The 19,423-nt window shown below is 52.6% G+C and carries 19 protein-coding genes and 1 pseudogene; 11 read left to right on the forward strand and 9 right to left on the reverse strand.

The window, feature by feature from the left end:
* The first annotated feature begins 46 nt into the window (after positions 1-46).
* A complete protein-coding gene (locus ACSPJT_RS16510; protein WP_435893662.1) occupies positions 47-1,246 on the forward strand; it encodes a phosphoglycerate kinase in 1,200 nt (399 codons plus the stop codon).
* Positions 1,247-1,308: 62 nt separating this feature from the next.
* On the forward strand, positions 1,309-2,088 hold the full coding sequence (gene tpiA / locus ACSPJT_RS16515) for a triose-phosphate isomerase (protein WP_435893663.1): 780 nt from the start codon (positions 1,309-1,311) through the stop codon (positions 2,086-2,088).
* Positions 2,089-2,185: 97 nt separating this feature from the next.
* On the opposite strand, the pseudogene ACSPJT_RS16520 reads toward tpiA, so the two are convergent.
* The 6 genes and pseudogenes from ACSPJT_RS16520 to ACSPJT_RS16545 all read right to left on the reverse strand — a co-directional run.
* Positions 2,186-2,344 (reverse strand): annotated as a pseudogene (locus ACSPJT_RS16520) (cation transporter); the annotation flags it as partial.
* A gap of 18 nt (positions 2,345-2,362) precedes the next feature.
* Positions 2,363-2,524: a hypothetical protein gene (locus tag ACSPJT_RS16525; RefSeq protein WP_435893664.1), complete on the reverse strand. Its 162-nt coding sequence runs from the start codon at positions 2,522-2,524 to the stop codon at positions 2,363-2,365.
* A 107-nt stretch (positions 2,525-2,631) separates the two neighbouring features.
* On the reverse strand, positions 2,632-3,867 hold the full coding sequence (locus ACSPJT_RS16530; protein ID WP_435893665.1) for an NAD(P)/FAD-dependent oxidoreductase: 1,236 nt from the start codon (positions 3,865-3,867) through the stop codon (positions 2,632-2,634).
* A 31-nt stretch (positions 3,868-3,898) separates the two neighbouring features.
* Positions 3,899-4,294: a hypothetical protein gene (locus tag ACSPJT_RS16535; protein WP_435893666.1), complete on the reverse strand. Its 396-nt coding sequence runs from the start codon at positions 4,292-4,294 to the stop codon at positions 3,899-3,901.
* Between the two features lie 70 nt (positions 4,295-4,364).
* On the reverse strand, positions 4,365-4,664 hold the full coding sequence (locus tag ACSPJT_RS16540; protein WP_435893667.1) for a hypothetical protein: 300 nt from the start codon (positions 4,662-4,664) through the stop codon (positions 4,365-4,367).
* A gap of 38 nt (positions 4,665-4,702) precedes the next feature.
* Positions 4,703-6,586, reverse strand: a complete 1,884-nt coding sequence (locus ACSPJT_RS16545) for an ABC-F family ATP-binding cassette domain-containing protein (RefSeq protein ID WP_435893668.1) — start codon at positions 6,584-6,586, stop codon at positions 4,703-4,705.
* A 110-nt stretch (positions 6,587-6,696) separates the two neighbouring features.
* Between ACSPJT_RS16545 and ACSPJT_RS16550 the strand changes: the two genes are divergently transcribed.
* Together ACSPJT_RS16550 and ACSPJT_RS16555 are read left to right on the forward strand one after the other, a co-directional pair.
* Positions 6,697-9,393, forward strand: a complete 2,697-nt coding sequence (locus ACSPJT_RS16550; protein WP_435893669.1) for a helicase-related protein — start codon at positions 6,697-6,699, stop codon at positions 9,391-9,393.
* A gap of 315 nt (positions 9,394-9,708) precedes the next feature.
* Positions 9,709-10,419: a YebC/PmpR family DNA-binding transcriptional regulator gene (locus ACSPJT_RS16555; protein WP_435893670.1), complete on the forward strand. Its 711-nt coding sequence runs from the start codon at positions 9,709-9,711 to the stop codon at positions 10,417-10,419.
* Here the strand turns inward: ACSPJT_RS16555 and ACSPJT_RS16560 are convergent, their stop codons facing one another.
* The 3 genes from ACSPJT_RS16560 to ACSPJT_RS16570 are packed head-to-tail and all read right to left on the reverse strand — an operon-like array spanning position 10,420 to position 11,533.
* Positions 10,420-10,617: a DUF4177 domain-containing protein gene (locus ACSPJT_RS16560; RefSeq protein WP_435893671.1), complete on the reverse strand. Its 198-nt coding sequence runs from the start codon at positions 10,615-10,617 to the stop codon at positions 10,420-10,422.
* A 10-nt stretch (positions 10,618-10,627) separates the two neighbouring features.
* Complete coding sequence (locus ACSPJT_RS16565; RefSeq protein ID WP_435893672.1) at positions 10,628-10,903, reverse strand: acylphosphatase; 276 nt, start codon at positions 10,901-10,903, stop codon at positions 10,628-10,630.
* 42 nt (positions 10,904-10,945) lie between these two features.
* On the reverse strand, positions 10,946-11,533 hold the full coding sequence (locus ACSPJT_RS16570) for a YhgN family NAAT transporter (RefSeq protein WP_435893673.1): 588 nt from the start codon (positions 11,531-11,533) through the stop codon (positions 10,946-10,948).
* An 8-nt stretch (positions 11,534-11,541) separates the two neighbouring features.
* Between ACSPJT_RS16570 and menA the strand changes: the two genes are divergently transcribed.
* The 7 genes from menA to ACSPJT_RS16605 all read left to right on the forward strand — a co-directional run bounded on the left by menA (position 11,542) and on the right by ACSPJT_RS16605 (position 19,378).
* Complete coding sequence (menA, locus tag ACSPJT_RS16575) at positions 11,542-12,465, forward strand: 1,4-dihydroxy-2-naphthoate octaprenyltransferase (RefSeq protein WP_435893674.1); 924 nt, start codon at positions 11,542-11,544, stop codon at positions 12,463-12,465.
* The gene (locus ACSPJT_RS16580) at positions 12,462-13,418 is read left to right on the forward strand and encodes an enolase C-terminal domain-like protein (protein WP_435893675.1); all 957 of its coding nucleotides are present in this window, start codon (positions 12,462-12,464) and stop codon (positions 13,416-13,418) included. The genes menA and ACSPJT_RS16580 overlap by 4 nt, the downstream gene beginning before the upstream one ends.
* Positions 13,400-14,560: an AMP-binding protein gene (locus tag ACSPJT_RS16585; RefSeq protein ID WP_435893676.1), complete on the forward strand. Its 1,161-nt coding sequence runs from the start codon at positions 13,400-13,402 to the stop codon at positions 14,558-14,560. Before ACSPJT_RS16580 ends, ACSPJT_RS16585 begins: the two co-directional genes overlap by 19 nt.
* 265 nt (positions 14,561-14,825) lie before the next feature.
* A complete protein-coding gene (locus ACSPJT_RS16590) occupies positions 14,826-16,367 on the forward strand; it encodes a PhoH family protein (protein ID WP_435893677.1) in 1,542 nt (513 codons plus the stop codon).
* A 128-nt stretch (positions 16,368-16,495) separates the two neighbouring features.
* A complete protein-coding gene (locus tag ACSPJT_RS16595) occupies positions 16,496-17,014 on the forward strand; it encodes a hypothetical protein (RefSeq protein WP_435893678.1) in 519 nt (172 codons plus the stop codon).
* Positions 17,015-17,086: 72 nt separating this feature from the next.
* Complete coding sequence (locus ACSPJT_RS16600) at positions 17,087-17,434, forward strand: hypothetical protein (RefSeq protein ID WP_435893679.1); 348 nt, start codon at positions 17,087-17,089, stop codon at positions 17,432-17,434.
* 90 nt (positions 17,435-17,524) lie between these two features.
* Entirely contained in the window at positions 17,525-19,378 is a 1,854-nt protein-coding gene (locus ACSPJT_RS16605) for a DUF5060 domain-containing protein (protein WP_435893680.1), read from the forward strand.
* Positions 19,379-19,423: the final 45 nt, after the last annotated feature.

Genomic DNA, 19,423 nt, shown 5'->3' on the forward strand with positions numbered 1-19,423 from the left:
TTCCCCGCCTTTTTTCCTCTAAATTACCTAACATAATACAGAAACCATGGCCAAACTCAGTATTCGCGATCTCGATGTCAGCGGCAAAGCCGTTCTCATGCGTTGTGACTTCAACGTCCCTCTCAACGACGCCGGTGAAATCACCGATGACACCCGCATTCAAGCAGCTCTTCCCAGCATCAAACACCTGCTCGACGGCGGTGCCAAGCTGACCCTCTGCTCCCACATGGGCCGCCCTAAGGGTGAGCCGGATCCGAAATACTCACTGCAGCCCGTTGCTCTGCGTTTGGCTGAGCTGTTAGGAAAAGAAGTTGCTTTCGCAGAAGACTGCGTAGGAAACGATACCGAAGCTGCCCGCGTTGCTCTGGAGCCAGGTGAAGTCCTGTTGCTTGAGAACACCCGCTTTCATGCCGAGGAAAAAGCCAACGACGCTGTGTTCGCCCGCATTCTTGCCGGTGGAGCTGAGATCTTTGTCAACGACGCCTTCGGCACCGCACACCGTGCACACGCATCCACCGAAGGGGTCACCCACCACGTTTCCCAGTCCGCGATGGGATTCCTCATCGAGCGCGAGCTTGAGTTCCTCGAGGGGAAACTTGAATCACCAGAGAAACCCTTCGTGGCTATCATGGGTGGAGCCAAGGTTTCCGATAAGATCCAAGTCATCAAGGCGATGATGGGCAAGGCCGACACCTTCATCATCGGTGGCGCCATGGCCTACACATTCCGCAAGGCCCAAGGATACAAGATTGGCAAGTCATTGGTCGAAAACGATTGCCTCGACCTAGCGCTCGAAATCCTCGAAGACGCCAAGGCCAAGGGCATCCACTTCCACCTTCCTGCCGACACCCGCATCACCCAGGAGTTTTCTCCTGATGCAGAAACCAAAGTCACCGCACCATACGAACAAGGGGGTGAAATCCCAGACGACTGGGAAGGCATCGACATCGGCGACCAAGCCATCAAGGACTTCGGTGAAGTCGTGGCTAACGCCAAAACCATCCTCTGGAACGGACCGATGGGTGTGTTCGAAATGGACAACTTCGCAGCAGGCACCAAGGCACTAACCGCGGATGTTGCAAAATCTCCAGCCCTCAGTATTGTTGGCGGAGGCGATTCAGTCACAGCCGTTAATAAATTCGGCAATCCTGACGATTTCGACTTCATCTCCACCGGCGGCGGCGCATCCCTCGAACTACTCGAAGGCAAAGAACTCCCCGGAGTAGCTGCCCTAACTGATAAATAATCGTCTTCCCCGAGACGCAATTACCTACTTCCCAATCCCTATTCCCTAATCACCATAACATCATGCGCAAACCAATCATCGCCGCGAACTGGAAAATGAACATCGGACCACGTGAGGCCGAGGACTTCATCAACAGCTTCATCGGTCAGCCCGGTAAACTCGACAGCATCACCAGCCAAGTGGACGTTGTCATCGCTCCTCCGTTTGTTTCCATCCCAGCTGCAGTGGCAGCGCTGAATTCCAGCTCGGCAGTCTCCATCGCAGCCCAGAACATGTCCGATCAGGACTCCGGAGCCTACACCGGTGAGGTCAGCTCAATGATGCTCAAGGAACTCTACGTTCGCTACGTCATCCTAGGCCACAGCGAACGCCGCACCCTCTACGGTGAGACGGATGCCATCATCAACGCTAAGATCAAGAAAGCCTGCGCGTCCAATCTCAAGCCGATCTTCTGCATCGGCGAGACCCTCGAAGAGCGTGAAGGCGGTAAACTCGAATCCGTTCTCCGCACCCAGATCACCGATGGTCTGGTTGGTGTCGAGGAAAAGGATTTGAAGGAAATCGTCATCGCCTACGAGCCCGTCTGGGCCATCGGAACTGGCGTAGTGGCCTCTGTCGATCAAGCGCAGGAAGCACACGCATTTGTGCGCTCAGTCGTTGCCGATCTCTATAACCAAGAAGCAGCCGACAAAATCCGTATCCAATACGGCGGCAGCATGAAGGCATCCAATGCCGCTGAGCTTCTCGCCCAGCCTGACATCGACGGCGGACTCGTCGGAGGTGCCAGCCTTGAGTCTCAGAGTTTCCTCGATCTGATCAAAGCCGCAGTCTCTGCCGGATAGTCGATCGGTTAGAAACCATCATTCAATGCAAAGGGCACGGTGCGAACACCGTGCCCTTTGTTTGTTATGTAATGAGCGCATTAACTCACGACAAAATTTATTTGGTTTTCACTGAGGCCCCATAACCCGCTGCCTTGACGGCGGCGATCAGGTCCTCGGTGGTAACATCTTTTTCTGCTGTAACAACGGCCTTGTTAGGCATGGTCACAACGGCCTTGGAGACTCCTTTAACATTGTTCAGTGCGGACCGCACTTTAGCTACGCAGGAGACGCCTCAGGTCATGCCTGTGACTTCGAGTTGAACAGTTTTGTTTTCATCCTTCTCCGCTTTTTTCTCGGTCTGAGGATTCGGAGTGGCGGCAGGCTCAGCGAGAAGAGCTCCCAAAGGCAGGGAACTGATCGCACAGGCGGCGAGTATTTGATATCGAGTTTTCATAGTTGGTATTTGTTAAAGGAGCGCCTCCATAGTGGGCGATCCATAGGTAAGAGGGCACAGTGCCACTATTTATTCCAAATACCAGGAGTAGGCTCCAAGTGCCGTTTTTAGCTTTCGGCCACAGCCATGCCTGCCAGATGACCACTGGTCCAAGCGTTCTGGAAATTAAATCCCCCGGTAATACCGTCAACGTTGAGGATTTCGCCAGCGAAGTAGAGACCGGGCTGAACCTTGCTCTCCATCGTTTTCAAATTCACCTCATTGAGGTTAACTCCGCCACAGGTGACGAACTCATCCTTGTTGATACTCTTGCCAGAAACGTGATAACGGCCGGATGTGAGTTCGGTCAGCAGCTTGCGGGCGCTTTCCTTGGTTAGCTGCGACCAGATTGTGTCCTCAGCCACTTCAGCGGCCTCGCATAGCTTGTCCCAGAGACGTTTTGGGATCGGATCAAAAGGAGCCCTGCCGCGCACTCGGCGCTTGCCCCAGGTCTGACGAGTTTCAGTCAGCGTGGATTCTATATTTTGAGCTGTTAGGCCTGGGAGCCAATTGATCTTGATGTGAAAATCATATCCACCATCGTGTAATTCACGGGCACCCCAGGCAGAAAGTTTTAGCACGCCAGGTCCACTCAATCCATGATGCGTGATCAACAATGGACCACACGCGCTGAGTTTCATTCCTTCCACAGAAACCTCGGTCTGTGAAACAGAGATACCTGGAAGTTCGGAGATTCTCGGGTCAGAAATGTTAAAGGCAAACAGCGACGGGACATTGGAAATGAGCTTGTGCCCAAGCGACTCAGCCAGTTTCGCTCCGGCCGCTAGACGGGTGCCGCCGGTGGCTAACAGAACGGAGCGCGTGTTTAAAGTTTTCCCATTGCTGGTGAGGAGCTGAAAGCTTCCGGTTTCCTCGTGATGGATGTTAGAAATGCCGGTGGAGACTTGTAGTTCCACACCCGCGCTTCTGGCGGATTCAGTGAGGCAATCGATCACCGTCTGTGAAGTGTCGGTGACGGGGAACATCCGCCCGTCGGCTTCGGTTTTGAGTTCGACACCACGGCTCTGAAACCATCCTACGGTATCGGTCGCTCCCCATCGGTGAAATGGGCCGATCAGTGATTTGCCGCCACGCGGATAGAAACCAGTTAGAGCCTTTGGCTCAAAGCATGAGTGAGTGACATTGCATCTGCCTCCACCGGAGATCTTGACCTTGCCGAGAACGTTCGGCGATTTCTCAACAATAAGAACACGGCTGTGCGATGCCTCGGCGCAAGTGATTGCCGCAAAAAATCCAGCGGCACCACCACCGACCACGATCAGATCCCAGTCTTCAGTGGTCATGGTTATAAATTTAATAGAGGAAACGGATCGCTTAGTTATCCTCCTCAAGTTCGAACTCCGCCCACTCGATGGTCTCGTTCAGAGCCGTGACGGCGTCTTCGATCAAGATATCAAGATCAGGTGCTTTTCCTTGGCTGTTAAAGGCGAGCAGTGGTCCTCCATGTTCGATCTGTGGAGGATCCGCATCGACGCCGGAAACACGGACGTAGAACCAGTCGAGAATTCCCTCGCCGGTGTCTGGCAGCCATTGGGCAATCAGTTCGATGGTTGCCACCGGATCTTCATCGCCAAGCTCTTGCTGATTGGCAAGGTCCTGCTCATCACAGTCGATGCCCGCCAGAGCTTCCAGCTGGGTCTTTTCCTGTCTGCCGCTGAGTGCGTTTTCGATTTTCTCAAAAACCGCGTCCTTGGTCGAAATGATTCTCATGTCAGCGAAAGCTTGATGATAAGGCCGCGTTTGGCAAGGAATTTACCCAATGGGAGACCGATCTAATCACTTAATCTAACCGGAACTCACCATCCTCATCGGAGCCCATCCAGCCTAGTTTGCCAAAGGCAGCCAAGATACGCTGGTTGATTTCGATGTCGTCGTCCTCGGAGTATTCCACTGTGGCGGAGCTGGTGAGACCGCGCATGGACTCGATGCTGATCACCGTCTGTCTGCCGGGGAAGGAGATCCAGTCACCCCAGCTTTTCTTTTCGTGCACTGGCTCCAGCTTCTTTCCTCGCAACGCCACCATGACTTCGCTGATGCTTGAGGGTGGCTCCATGTCGGGTAAGTGAACGCGTGTCTCCATAGGGGCCATTCTAACCTAGCATCAGGAGTGAGCCAAATTTATTGTGATTCGGACGCCTGTTTGATTGCCTCAAGTTCTTCCCAGCGAGTGTATAACTGCGGAACTTTTTCTTTTGCCTCTTCAAGTTCGGCTTCGAGTTGCTGCCAGTTATCACCGTGTTTCTCGTAGAAGTCGGGAGCTTCAAAGGCGGCTTGTAGCTGGGTTACTTTTTCTTCAGCGGCCAAGATCACGTCTTCGATGGATTCAAGCTCGCGCTCTTCGGCCCACTTGAGTTTACGCGGGCGCTCTTTGCGTGCCTTTGGTTTTTCTTTTTTTGCAACCGCTTGATAACTTGCGGCGGTGGCTTCACGCGCGGCTTTCTTTTCCAGATAATAATCGTAGTTGCCTACTTGGTAATCAACAATGCCGTTACCCTCAAAGGCTAAGATGTCCGTGCACACTCGATTCAGAAAATAGCGATCGTGACTGACTACAATCACGCAGCCTTGGAAAGCGAGTAGTGCTTCTTCTAACAGTCTGAGTGTGTTCAGATCGAGGTCGTTGGTCGGTTCATCAAGCACCAGCACATTGCCCCCACGCTTGAGAATCTTCGCCAGCATCACCCGACTCCGCTCGCCGCCGCTGAGGAGATTGATCTTGGTGTTGATGCGTTCCTCGGTGAAGAGGAAACGGCGTAGGTAGGCGCGTAGTCCGATGGTTTCATCGCCGAGGCGGACGTTCTCCTGGCCTTCACCAACTTCTTCAAAGACAGATTTTTCATCGTCTAACAAAAGTCGGTTCTGGTCGATAAAGTTGATCTCGGTTTTCATGCCGATCTCGACGGTGCCTTCGAGAGGTTCGATCTGGCCGAGAATGATTTTCACCAAGGTGGACTTGCCCATTCCGTTGCGACCCACGATGCCTAGACGCTGTCCGCCTTCGAGCGAGAGATCGACGTCAGAGAACAGTCGGTTGTCGCCAAAGGACATGCCAACGCCGCGCACATCGATGATTTTATTCCCCAGCTTCGGCGCCTGTGGGATAATGAGATCGACGTCGAGCTCTTCCTCCGGGGCTTCCTGATCGGCGATCTCAAAGTAGCGGTCCATCCGGTCCTTCGCCTTGGTGGTGCGGGCCTTAGGGCCACGACGCACCCATTCGAGTTCGCGACTGAGAAAGCGTTGGCGTTTGTGTTCGTTGCGCGCTTCTGCCATGTCGCGCTCGGCTCGGGAGATAAGGTATTCGGTGTAGTTGCCTTGGTAGCTGTCACATTTTCCACGGCGAATTTCCACGATGCGGGTGGCGATGCGATCGAGGAAATAGCGATCGTGAGTCACAAACAAACAGGTGCCGTTGTAGCGGGAGAGAAAATTTTCAAGCCACTCGATGGAGCCGGTGTCGAGGTGGTTGGTCGGTTCGTCAAGGATCAGGAAATCCGGCTGTGAGAGTAGCGCTCGGCACAGGGCGACGCGTCGTTTTTCCCCACCAGAAAGTGGTCCTACTATGGTGTCCGCATCAGGCGCATGCAAGTTGGTCAGCAAGCTTTGTGCGCGGTGTTCCAATTCCCAGCCTTCGTGGTGGGTGATGAGGTCGAGCAGTTCGGCGCTGCGGTCGTCATCGCCAGCGGAAGTTTCATATTCCTCGATCATGTCGAGGATGTGCTGCACTCCGGCGAGCACGTTCTCGATGACTGTTTTTGCATCATCGAGTTCAAAGTTCTGCGGCAAGTAACCGGTGACGAGCCCTCGCTTGCGAGTGACCTCACCGGTGTCGGGTGCGGCTTCATCGGCGAGGATTTTCAGGAAGGTGGATTTGCCGCAGCCGTTGCGGCCAACGAGGCCAATGCGGTCGCCCTGCTGAATGGCGAGAGTGGCGCCGTCGAGCACGGTGTGGGAGCTGTAACTCACGCAGAGTTCGCTGGCGCTGGCAATGGAATCGGACATGCGCGGGACTATACGGTTGAAAGGGTGTTTGTCATGCTTTTTGCAGCGCAGACTTGTGATGATTGCCTTGCGGGATGATCATATGTCTGTAGTCTCCGCCGCTCTCAAGTATGCAGACCATTTCGAACATCGCACCAGGACAACGTTGGATCAGTGAAACAGAGCCCGAGCTAGGCCTTGGCATCATGTTGAAGGTGGAGTTTAAACGGGTGGAGGTGATGTTTCCTGCTGCGAGCGAACAGCGTGTTTATGCTCTGGATAGCGCACCACTTCGCCGCGTCGTGCTCAAAGCCGGCGAGGAACTTGAAACCCACGATGGCGATGTTCTGGAAATCGACGAGGTGGTCGAGCGTGACAAGCTGCTGGTTTATCTCTGCGGCAAACGTGAAATCGAGGAGTCTGGCCTGGCCGATACCATGAGCTTCAGCCGACCTGAAGACCGCTTACTAGCTGGGCGGATCGATGATTTAAATACTTACGATGTGCGCGTGGACGCTCTGCAACGCCAGTGCGAGGTGATGAAGTCACCTGTGCGCGGATTTGTCGGCGGCCGTGTGGATCTGATTCCTCACCAGATGTCGATTGCCGGCGAGGTGGCTTCGAGGCTTGCTCCACGTGTTCTGTTAGCCGATGAAGTGGGCTTGGGAAAAACCATCGAAGCATGTTTGATCATGCATCGTCTGCATCTTACGGGGCGCGCCGAGCGTGTGCTGATTCTCGTGCCGGAGCCGCTGCTTCACCAGTGGTTTGTCGAGCTGCTGCGACGCTTCAATTTACTCTTCAGCCTCTTTGATGAAGAACGTTGCCAATCGCTCGAAGGCCAGGGCGAGAATCCTTTTCTCGATAGCCAGCTGGTGCTCTGCAGCGTGGGTTTCCTGGCGGAAAATGAGAACCGTGCTCAGCAAGCGATCGAAGCGGGTTGGGACATGTTAATCGTTGATGAAGCGCACCACCTTGAGTGGTCTGAGCAGTCTGCTAGTCCCGCTTATCACATCGTGGAAACTCTCGCCCACAGAACCGAAGGCCTGTTGCTGCTGACCGCCACCCCACGTCAGCTGGGTGCCGAGGGGCACTTTGCCAGACTTAGATTGTTAGATCCTGACCGTTACGTCGACTTGGAAAAGTTTCAACAAGAAGCGGAGCAATACGAAGCCGTGGCCGAGGCCGTTGGCCGGCTGCAAGAAGGTGAGCCACTCAGCGCCGAGGACCGCAAACTTTTCACCGCCCAGTCCGAGCGAGTCCATGATCATTGCCTGGCACTCGACGGAGGAGACGAAGCCGCACGCGAGCCACTGATCCGTGAGCTATTGGACGCCTTCGGCACAGGCCGGGTCATGTTCCGCAATACCCGAGCCGCCCTGCAGGGATTCCCGGAACGAAAAGCCAGTCTGGTGGATGTCGGTAGCGACAAAATGCAATGGCTAGTGTCCCTGTTGAAAAAACTTGGCGAGGAAAAGGTGCTGCTGATCTGTCGCACCCGCGAACTGGCGGAGGAGATTTCAGAGAAACTACAAGAGATCATCAATATCAACTGCGGCCACTTCCACGAGGGCATGACCCTGCTTCAGCGCGATCGCTCCGCCGCATATTTTTCAGAGCCCGATGGGGCGCGTATCCTCATCTGTTCAGAGATCGGCAGTGAGGGCAGAAATTTCCAATTTGCACACCATCTGGTGCTCTTTGATCTGCCTGAGGATCCTGAGTTGTTAGAACAGCGGATCGGGCGTTTGGATCGGATCGGCCAGACCGAGACCATCCACATTCATGTGCCATACGAAAAAGGAACACGCGGTGAGTTTTTGGCCCGCTGGTATCATGAAGGGCTGAATGCCTTTGAGCAAAGTCTGCACGGTGCCACGGAAATTCTGCGTGAGTTGGGCGGGTTGCCGGAAAATTGTGATGACTTGGAATCATTCATCGCTAAATCCCAAGCTGCCAAAGAGAAGGTTTCCCAGCAACTCCGGCGCGGGTATGATCGATTGTTAGAACTGAACTCAAGCCGACCCGGCAAGGCGGCTGAAACCATCGATCAGATTTCCACGATGGACGAAAACCAGGATTCGGAAGCATTTCTCCTACGTCTCTGGGATCACTTCGGTCTGCATGTCGAAGAACTCGTCGACCGCTCCTATTTATTGCTCCCCGGTCATCTGATCACCGATGCCTTTCCAGCCCTGCCTGACGATGGGCTTAACGTCACTTTTGATCGCACCCGTGCGCTCTCTCGTGAAGACGCCGCCTTCATGAGCTGGGATCATCCGGTGGCACGCACCGCGCTGGAATTGCTGCTGACATCCGAGGCTGGCAACGCTTCGTTCGGGGTTTGGGAGGGAGCTCCACAGAAAGGAATTTTAGTAGAAACCTACGCTGTGGTGGAATGTGTCGCTCCTGCAAAACTCCACAGTGATCGCTTCCTGCCCGTGACTCCGATCCGAGTGCAAGTCGACCACAGTGGCGCGGATCGCTCCAACGACAGCCGCGTGGATGGCTCAATTCTACGTGCCGGAAATCTCCACAAGCTTCTCGATCAGGAGAAGTTCCGCAGAAACATTCTACCGATGATGCTCGCCAAGAGCCGTGAAATTGCCTCCGCTAAAATGAAGGACATCGTCGCGGCAGCTGTGGCTGAGTCAGATGCACGCATGGGCGTGGAAATCGACCGCTTGGTTGCCCTTGGCGAAATCAATGATCATGTCAGCGAAGAGGAAATCGCCGCACTGAGAAAACAGCGTGACGCTCTCCATCACGCCATTTCCAAATCCGGCCTCCGCCTCGACTCCGTGCGGATCATCTGGTGCCAACCATAACCACGAAGATAATTTTTTTGACCGCGAATCGGACGAATTGTGCGAATTTTTTCCAGCACGATGGATTCAAGTGAACCACGGAACACACAGAATACACGGAAGGGCTGCTGCAGATTATCCTTGGAGTTTTTGAGCTGCTTCCATTTCTTCGGTGGTCTGAAAATGAGTAGTCAACCCTGTCTTATTCGTCCAATTCGCAAGATTCGCGGTCAAAAATCCCAGTTGTTCTTGGTAGAGCAATGAAAGCTTGAGCCTTAGCGGATTTGCACTATTTTCACCCCGTTCAAGAACACCAAATTTTAATTAAAGACAATCATGGGAAGAGCATTTGAAGCACGGCGCGCAGGTAAGGAAAAACGTTGGGGCGAGATGTCGCGCCTGTATCCAAAGCTTGGGAAAATCATCACCATGGCCGCGAAGGCCGGTGGTTCTGATCCTGAGTCGAACACTGCTCTCAAGACTGCGGTGAACAACGCCAAGGCGCAGAACATGCCCAAGGATAACATCGAAAAGGCAATCAAGCGCGCCTCCGGCAACGATGCCGCCGACTACGATGAAGTCAGCTACGAAGGCAAAGGCCCGCACGGTGCTTTGTTGTGGGTGGAGTGTGCCACCGACAACGCCACTCGCACAGTGGCCAACGTCAAAATGATCTTCAATAAAAACGGCGGCCAAGTGGTGAACAACGGCTCATTGGACTTCATGTTCACCCGCAAGTCCGTGCTCGAATTTACCAAAACCGACAGCATCGATCTGGAAGAACTTGAACTCAATCTGATCGATTTCGGTCTTGAGGAAATGGACGTCCAAGACGACCGCGTGGTGATCTACGGAGACTTCACCAGCTTCGGCGAGCTTACCAAAGCCTGCGAAGACATGGGCGTCGAAGGCGTGAAAGCCACTCTGCAACGCATCGCTAACAACCCCGTGGAGTTCACCGAAGCTCAGATCGAAGAGATCGAAGTGCTGATCGATAAGCTGGAGGAAGACGACGATGTGCAGTCGGTTTTCACCAACATCGCTTAATCATTTGGGGCGTTTCAGAATAGCCAGCAGATACATGGTCTGACCGTGTAGACCGGTGAGGTTTTCTGTGCTGACTAACTCCCAGCCGTCCGTGCCCCAGTCACTCAGGGTTTGGGCAACTTCGTTAAGATCAATGTCTGCCGATTTCACGCTGCTTTTCACTGAAAACCTGACGGTGGTATATTCCCATTGATTCATGAGGCTCGTGTTAGGCTGAAATGGTGAACCCTTTCACATTTTCCAAGAGCGCTATCTTCTCGGAATACATGTTCTTGATATTGTGAGCCATGGCGCTTTCCTCGACAATTTCCTTGAGGAATTCTTCGACCTCGTCCTCCTCACCCATGAGCTGCATTTCAACGGTGCCCTCGGGTAGGTTTTTCACCCAGCCGGTGACGTCAAAGCCCATGGCAAGCTGTTTCACAGCATAGCGGAATCCCACGCCTTGGACCCGACCTTCGAAAATAGCGCGTTTGGCAATCATGGGTGTTAGTTTAGCTGAGGATGGAATGAAGTAAATACCTTCTCACTTACCTACATAACCAGTCAGTCCGTCCATGAACATTTGGACGGAAATCATCACCAGCAACATACCCATCAGCCTCTCCAGAGCACGGGTTCCTTTTCTGCCAAGAATACGCATGAAAAATGGCGATGCTAACAGAATGACAGCGCTGACCAGCCAGGCAATGAAGGTAGCAATAGCAATGTTTCCAATAACGTCGCTATGTTGATTGGACAGCAACAGCAGGAAAATAATAGCCGAAGGCCCAGCGACCAGAGGAATAGCCAGTGGCACGATGAACGGCTCTTCTCCGTCGTCGCCGCCTAACACCGACTTGGATGGGAACACCATGCCCAGCGAGACCAAAAACAGAATGATGCCTCCGGAAATTCGTAGCGTCGACTGTTCGAGGCTGAGGAAATCGAGCACTGGCCGACCGCAAAACAGGAAAAACATCAGCACCACGAGGGCGATCGTCAATTCTCTGACAAGGATACTATTCCGCTTCTCTTCAGGCTGGGAAGACAGCACGGCATTGAAAACCGCGAGGTTGCCAAAGGGGTCGAGTACGATGAATAGCGTGACGGCTGTGCTGAGAACTAAATCCATAACTCCACATGCCTGATTTTTTCCTCGGAGAAAAGCTGCATTGTGGCTTTTCTGTCCACCGTCACTGCATGAAATCGTATTTCCTCGCCGCTCGTCCCAAAACATTGCCCGCTGCCATCGTTCCGGTGTGGGTGGGCTGTGCCTTAGCGTATTATCTCGAGGGTAGCTGGAACTTAACGCTGGCCGTCTACACGCTGATGGGTGCGATCTGGATTCAGATTGCCACGAACTTTTTCAACGACGCGATTGACTCGGATAAAGGCGCTGACACCGAGGCTAGATTAGGGCCTGTTAGGGCGACAGCCTCAGGTCAACTCTCGCGGAACACCGTCTTCGGAGCGGCAGTGGTTTGTTTGCTGATCGCCGCTGTGTTTGGCTACCTCTTATTTGCTGCCCGTGGTTGGCCGATCTTAGCGATTGGTATTCCATCGCTCTATCTCTGCTATGGTTACACCGGTGGTCCAGTGCCCTTGGCTTATCGTGGGCTGGGGGAGTTATTTGTGATTTTGTTTTTTGGCGTTGTCGCTGTCACTGGCACAGTCTTTGTCCAGATCGGAAGCTGGCCACCGGAGGCTTTCATCATGGGTATTTCCATCGGTTGCCTCTCGGCGATCTTGATTTCGATCAATAACCTGCGCGACCTTGATGAGGACCGCGGGAATCATAAAAATACCCTCGCTGTAAAGTGGGGCAGGGAACGAGCGCTCAACCTACTGATCTTAATGGAGGTTCCACCCTACGCAGTGCTAGTTCACATTTTCGGGTGGCAACTGAACCTTCTAGTTTTTCTTCCAGCACTGTTACTCGGTATATTTCTCGTTAGGAAAGTCATCCAGACCCCTCCTGGAACAGTGTATAACAAATTCCTCGCTCTCTCCGCCCTGCAACTCATTCTTTACGCAGCAGCGATTCACCTTATGGTAGTGCTATGAAAGGCCCCATTTATATTCACCGCTACACCATGCGCAGCCGCGCGGCATTGAATGCTGCATCCACTCGTCACGATCATGAAGGAGCATTGATCAAAGTTGGTGATGGCTACGGCTGCATGCATCCATGGCCGGAGCTTGGTGACGTGGGCTTGGATGCGCTGATACAAATTTTGAAGGACGGGGGAACGACTCCGACCATCCGCTCTGCGCTCTTCTGTGCGCGTGAGGATGGCAAGGCGAGAGTGGAGGGGCGTAATCTCTTCGATGGCTTGTCCGTCCCCCGCAGCAATGCGACGTTGGCGATGGATGAGGCGGATTTTGACACCGCGGTAGCCTCCGGATTTACCATCGCTAAAGTAAAAATGGGTAGGGACTTGGAAGCTGAGTCCAAGTTCATTATGGAGCAGGCGGAAAAGTATCCGGCACTGCGCTGGCGGCTCGATTTTAATGCCACCCTAGGCAGAGGAGGGATTGAAAATGCTCTCAGAGGACTGTCGGCAGAATTCCGGGAGAAGATTGATTTTCTGGAAGATCCCTGTGTGTACGATGCCAAAGGCTGGCAGGAGTTGCATACGCGTTTTGGCATTCCCTTGGCCGTCGACCGTGATGTGGACCTTGCCACCAAGGGGTTCAGCGTCGCTATTCTCAAGCCCGCAGTGAATGTCATTCGCCCTGTGTTAGAACGCGCCCACTTGGAAAGTTGGCGGGTGGTATTTACCAGTTATTTGGATCATCCGCTTGGTCAGTGTTTTGCGGCTTGGCGTGCGGCTCAGTCGGCTAATGATTACCCGGGCATGATCGATACCTGCGGGTTGGTGACTCACGGCTTGTTCGAGCCGGATCCATTCATCGAACGCATGGGCGAGGTGAAACCAGACTTTAGTCCTCCCAGTGGGCACGGTCTCGGATTTGATGATTTATTGGAATCCCTACCATGGAAAAAGCTGATCTGACGAAAGCTGATTTCTGGCTTTCCGCTGACACTCATGTGCTGGCAAACCCTCGCGATTTGGTGGCGTGTTCGGAAGCGGGTACTATTCAACAATGGTCAAAGTCCGAGCCTCGACTGTCCGGTCACATGCTTTTCCGTACTTCCGGGTCCACCGGTAAAGGAAAGTGGGTGGCACTGTCAAAATCAGCTCTGTTAGCTTCAGCCCGTGCAGTGAACGACTTTTTAGAAGTTACCGCAGCCGATCGCTGGCTGCTCACCTTGCCCTTGTTTCATGTAGGTGGTGTGGGGATCGCTGCTCGCGCTTATTTATCAGGGAGTATGATAGTTAGAACCTCTGAGAAATGGGAACCGGTGCACTGTCATCGTCAGCTAACAGATGAAAAGATTACACTTACATCCTTAGTCCCCGCTCAGTTGAGTGATCTTGTTCGCCTTGATCTCGCTGCACCAGAATCACTACGCGCGGTGCTGATAGGTGGTGGCCGGCTCGATGATACGCTCTACAAAAAAGCAACAGAGCTCGAATGGCCAGTCAGAGAAACTTATGGCATGACCGAAACGGCGTCTCAAGTCGCAACGGCCAAGGCCGGAGAACGCAAATTGAATGTCTTGCCGTGCTGGGAAGTATTCGAGAACAGCGATGGATGTCTCCGAGTGAAAGGTGAAGCTTTGTTCACCGGCTATGTGGGGTGTGAAAATGATAGCTGTTTTCTTGAAGAGCCACACGATGCAGAAGGCTGGTTTCTTACTAATGATCGAGGCGCTCTAACGAAAGGACAACTCACAATCCAAGGGCGAGCTGATCGCTGTGTGAAAATTCTCGGTGAGCTGGTAGATCTCAATGAGGTCGAACAAACCATCCATGCCACGATGGAAGCCCTTGGGTATTCGTATCAGGAACTGGCGGTGATGGCAGTGGAGCCTCCCACAACTGGTGAATACAGAGATGTGAGACGTGGTGTTCTGCTGGTGGTGTGTATTGAACAGAGCGATAATTTTAGTAAAGTGTTAGAGTGTTACAACGAGCGTTGCCAACCTCTGCACAGGATCAAGGGGATAGCTGTGTTAGATCCTTTGCCGAGAACCGCGATAGGGAAAATCAGTTATGCCGAACTGCAGCAGATTTTGAAGAGTGACAAATAAGGCTGAAGTTTGATGTTGCGTTTCTTCAGGATTTTATGAATACTTAAGTTAAGTTGAATTTTAAAGTCCACGCCTATTCTGAATGGAATGGTTGTTTTCATCCAACCCGCAAGGGGGATCTTGGACGCCCCTCTGGCACTGTCCGGCCTACTTCAACTTCCGGACGTCAGTCACCTGGTGGTGACGCTGCTGTACAGCAATTTAAGTGGTGTGCTGTACCGTACCCTAGTGAGCACCCACCACTTCGTCGTTAACAAGCCACCCCATGATCCAACCTAACAGCCAAGAACAAACCCGCCTTTTTACTGACACAAAAGCAAAAACATCCTCGAAAGGAAAGAAATCCACTGCTAGAACAAAACGCGTGAGTAAATCGCGCATTCAAGATTTTGGCATACAAGCACCCTCTGGGGTCGCAAAAAATTTCGTTCTAGATACTAACGTTCTCCTCCATGATCCAGGTTGTTTGAACCGATTCAAGGATAACCATCTCTGCATCCCCGCCGACGTTCTAGCCGAACTCGATAAGTTTAAAGGCGAACAAAGTGAGCGAGGAGCCAATGCACGGCAAGTACACCGCAAACTAACAGAAATGTTTGCATCGGGAGAAAATGTAACCCGCGGCGTGCCTACCGACGGGGGAGGCACGATCCGTCTGGTAATTTACGATCCAGCATTCTGTGAAAAGAACTCACAGGAGTTAGGCCAGTTTTTACGCATCTTCCCAGATCGGGAGCAAGTCGATCACCGCATCCTCGCAGCCACCGTTCTATTAAAGGAACACAACAGCGCCCCAGTCGTGTTGGTGACCAAGGACTTGAACATGCAGCTGAAGGCTCGCGCTGTAAATATCGAGTGTGAAGATTACCTAAACGATAAAGTCGATCCCATCGAGGTGAGTAGCTACGATATGCGATGCGTCGAGGTGGATCCCTCTGAGCTGCAACGTTTCGCCAGCTCAGGAGAGCTTGTGTTAGAGCATCCGCGCCGCAAAGAAATCGTCTTGAATCAATACGTGCTCCTCAAGGCGGGTGAGAAACAAACCATGCCGGCACGTCTTGATTCTGAGGGCACCTTTGTCCGTTTACAAATTCCAGAAGTGCTTCGTATTCCGGACGGTCACCACCTGAAGCCCCTGAATCTTGGTCAGAAATGCCTGATCGACGCACTGCTTAATCCGGAGATTTCTCTAGTGACCTGCTACGGTCAGGCTGGGACTGGTAAGACCTTGGTGGCTGTTGCAGCAGGTCTGCATGAAATGTTTAATCGGCGGTACAACGGTCTAACCGTAAGTCGCCCAGTGGTCTCCATGGGTGATCAGTTAGGTTTCCTGCCTGGTTCACTCGACGATAAGATGCGACCATGGCTGCAGCCCATTTATGATGCTCTGGATTTGCTGATGCAGCCTAACAGCAATCAAGGCCCTCGCAGAAAGCAGCAGAAAAAGGAAAACCTCGGAGACGCTGCCAGTAAGCCTTATGACGAATTGATCGAACGTGGGATCATTGAGATCGAGGCTTTGTGTTACATTCGTGGTCGCTCGATTCCCAATCGTTTTTTCATCCTCGACGAAGCTCAACAGCTAACTCCTCAAGAGGCTAAAACTGTGGTGACCCGCATGTCGCGAGGCTCAAAGCTAGTTCTGGTAGGGGACCCTGCCCAGATCGATAATCCATATGTCGATAGCCGTAGTAACGGTCTCGTATTCACGCGCAATCGCCTCAAAGGCCAGGCCTTCACAGCACACGTGACGCTTTCTCGTGGTGAACGTAGTCCGCTCGCTGAAGCTGGAGCTCAGCTGATGTAATCATCCACTAATAAGTATTCCATTTGAAGTTTGGTGATGGGACGGCTATGGTCGCCCCGTCACCCCTTCATCCGACAATGATTTTGATCCTGCGAAACCTAAGCTGTTTTCTTGCGTGCACCTCTTTCGTGCTTTTGGCCGGATGTGCCGGTGACTCGAAACCATCGAAGCCTTGGCTTGGAGCAATCCGCAGTGAGCTTGGCTATCTTGGCGCCCGGAACTGGGTCGTCATAGGCGAAGCAGCACTGCCCATCCAAAGCCGCCCAGGTCTACGCGTCATTCAGATTGACGCAGAGATTCCCGAAGTGCTCGACGGCTTGGAACAAGTGATTGAGGAAAAACATCACGTCAAACCACGGGTTTACCTCACGACCGAAATCGACAAGGTTCCTTACGACTACGCTCCGGGTATCAAGGAGCACCGGACTGATTTGCAAGAGGCCCTGCATGGCCGTGAAACGGTGCGGCTGGATAATGATATCCTAATGAAGCTTGTCAACGACACCTCGAAAAGCTACCGCGTGCTCGTCATCAAAACGCGCACCGCTTTGCCATACTCCAGTGTCTTCGTCGAACTCGGCAGCGGCTACTGGGATGCTGATTCCGAAGGGGCGCTACGCAAAAACATGGAAACCAAGACTCCCTAGTGTAGTCAACGTCGCATCAGCTAACCGATCACAGGCAATTGGAATCTGGAATATTCGACCTAAAGCAACATCATGGCCGCTCCGAAAAAAGTAGACCCTGAATTAATGCGTGAACGCGAGGAAGCTTGGGTAGGCGATGCCGTGCTCGCCCTCTACATGCGCGAACTTATCCTCAAAGAGGACGGTGCCATGGATGGGGAAAAATTTATCCGCTGCACCTCGAACGATTTCCTCCGTAACATTGGAAACGCTACCTCGGTAGAGGCTCTGATTGGCCGTATCTATCAGGAACAAGGTCTGCAAGCCGCCTTCGAGTGGATGGAGTTTCAGCTCCTGCCGGTATTCCGGAAGCAGGAAAAAAACCACCAGCTGCGTCTTCAACAAATCAAGAAAACAGGCAAGCGAGGGAAGAAAAAATAAGCCGATTCACATGGGCTCTATTTGCTGCTGAAAATGCCATGATCGGATATGGCATTCGTCATCTATTTCATATAGATGGGAAGTATGAAAATGGCAGTCTCCACTCTGATCAAGCGCGTTTCGGTCTTTGGTTTGTTATTACTGGGTAACATTGCCCTCGCCGCTGGAAAAGTAGAAGTCTCCGGAGAACTCAAGCAATGGCACAAGGTCACGCTGACCGTCGACGGCCCTGAAGCTAAGGAAACCGATCAGAAACCGAATCCTTTCACCGACTTGGTGTTAGATGTCCGGTTTACCCACGAATCAGGCTCCCCAGACTACCTTGTTCCAGGTTATTTTGCCGCCGATGGAAACGCTGCCGAATCCTCAGCGACCAAGGGTTCCAAATGGCGAGCACATCTGTCCCCTGATAAAGTTGGCAAATGGAAATACACAGTCAGTTTCAAAGGTGGTGAGTCGCACGGAGCAACCGGAAGTTTCGAAATCAAGGCAACGGACAAAAAGGGAAGTGATCTTCGCGCCAAAGGCAGATTGCAATATGTGGGGAAAAGATACCTCCGTCATGCAGGCAGCGGTGAGTGGTTTCTAAAAGTGGGAGCCGACTCACCGGAAACTTTTCTCGCTTACAAAGACTTCGATGGCACGGTGGCTAACAACCCTAAAAAATGCCCACTCAAATCGTGGCAGCCGCATGTGAAGGATTGGAAAACGGGGGATCCCACATGGCAAGACGGCAAGGGGAAAGGTATGATTGGCGCGATCAACTATCTCGCTAGTATGGGCGGTAACGCATTTTCCTTCATCCCCTACAATGCTGGAGGTGATGGCGACAACGTCTGGCCACATGTTAGCCGATCCGATAAACTCCACTTCGATTGCTCAAAGCTTGATCAATGGGGCATCGTCTTTGATCACGCCACCTCCAAAGGCATGTATCTGCATTTCAAATTGCAGGAAACGGAAAATGATGACCGAAAAGGACCAGGCAAAGACCAAGCACTCGACGGCGGAAAGCTCGGCCCTGAGCGTAAGGCCTACCTTCGAGAAATGGTTGCCCGTTTTGGACACAACCTGGCACTCAACTGGAACATTGGTGAGGAGAATACTCAGTCGCTGGATCAAATTCGGGAGCAGGCGCAGTTCATCCGTAAGATCGACCCCTACGGACATCTGGTCGTGCTGCACACCTATCCGCACCAGCATGATAAAATCTATGGAGGATTGTTAGGTAATAAGAAAATCCTAACAGGTCTATCCATCCAGAACTCCGATGTTGCTAAAACCCATGTCGACACCCTGCGATGGGTATCACGCTCGAGCGACTCTGGACATCCATGGGTGGTTGCATTTGACGAAGCTGGAAATGCCGGAGCGGGCAGCCCCCCGGACCCTGATTGGCCGGGTGTGGCTGAAGTTCTCAAGAAAAACAAAGCGAGCAAGAAGCCGTTAGATATTCCAAGTATCAATGATGTCCGATCAAAGGTGCTCTGGGGCAACCTGATGGCCGGTGGAGCTGGGGTCGAGTATTACTTCGGATACAAACTCCCTGAGAATGATCTCAAAGCCGAGAATTGGAGGAGCCGTGATCAAACGTGGCAATACAGCGCCATCGCCACCAAGTTTTTCCATGATAACAAAATCCCGTTCTGGGAAATGAAAAACAGCAACAGTCTCATTGGGAATAAAAACAACGGCAACGATGCTTACTGCTTTTCCAAAACTGGGGAAATTTATCTCATCTATCTTCGTAAAGCGGGCGCTAGACAGCTGGATCTAACAGAGGTTGATAATACGTTTCACATAAAGTGGTTTAACCCCCGCGAGGGTGGGGCACTTCAACAGGGTAGCATTCAACAAGTCACTGGAGGGGAAAAAGTAGATCTTGGCCTGCCTCCATCTGAGCAAGGTCGTGACTGGGTGCTTCTTCTCATCCCCAATCGGTGAAAGGCATCGGGTCTGCAGCAAAGTAAGCAGCGGTTTTAGAGCAAA

Source organism: Oceaniferula spumae, assembly GCF_042849255.1.
Taxonomy (GTDB): domain Bacteria; phylum Verrucomicrobiota; class Verrucomicrobiia; order Verrucomicrobiales; family Akkermansiaceae; genus Oceaniferula; species Oceaniferula spumae.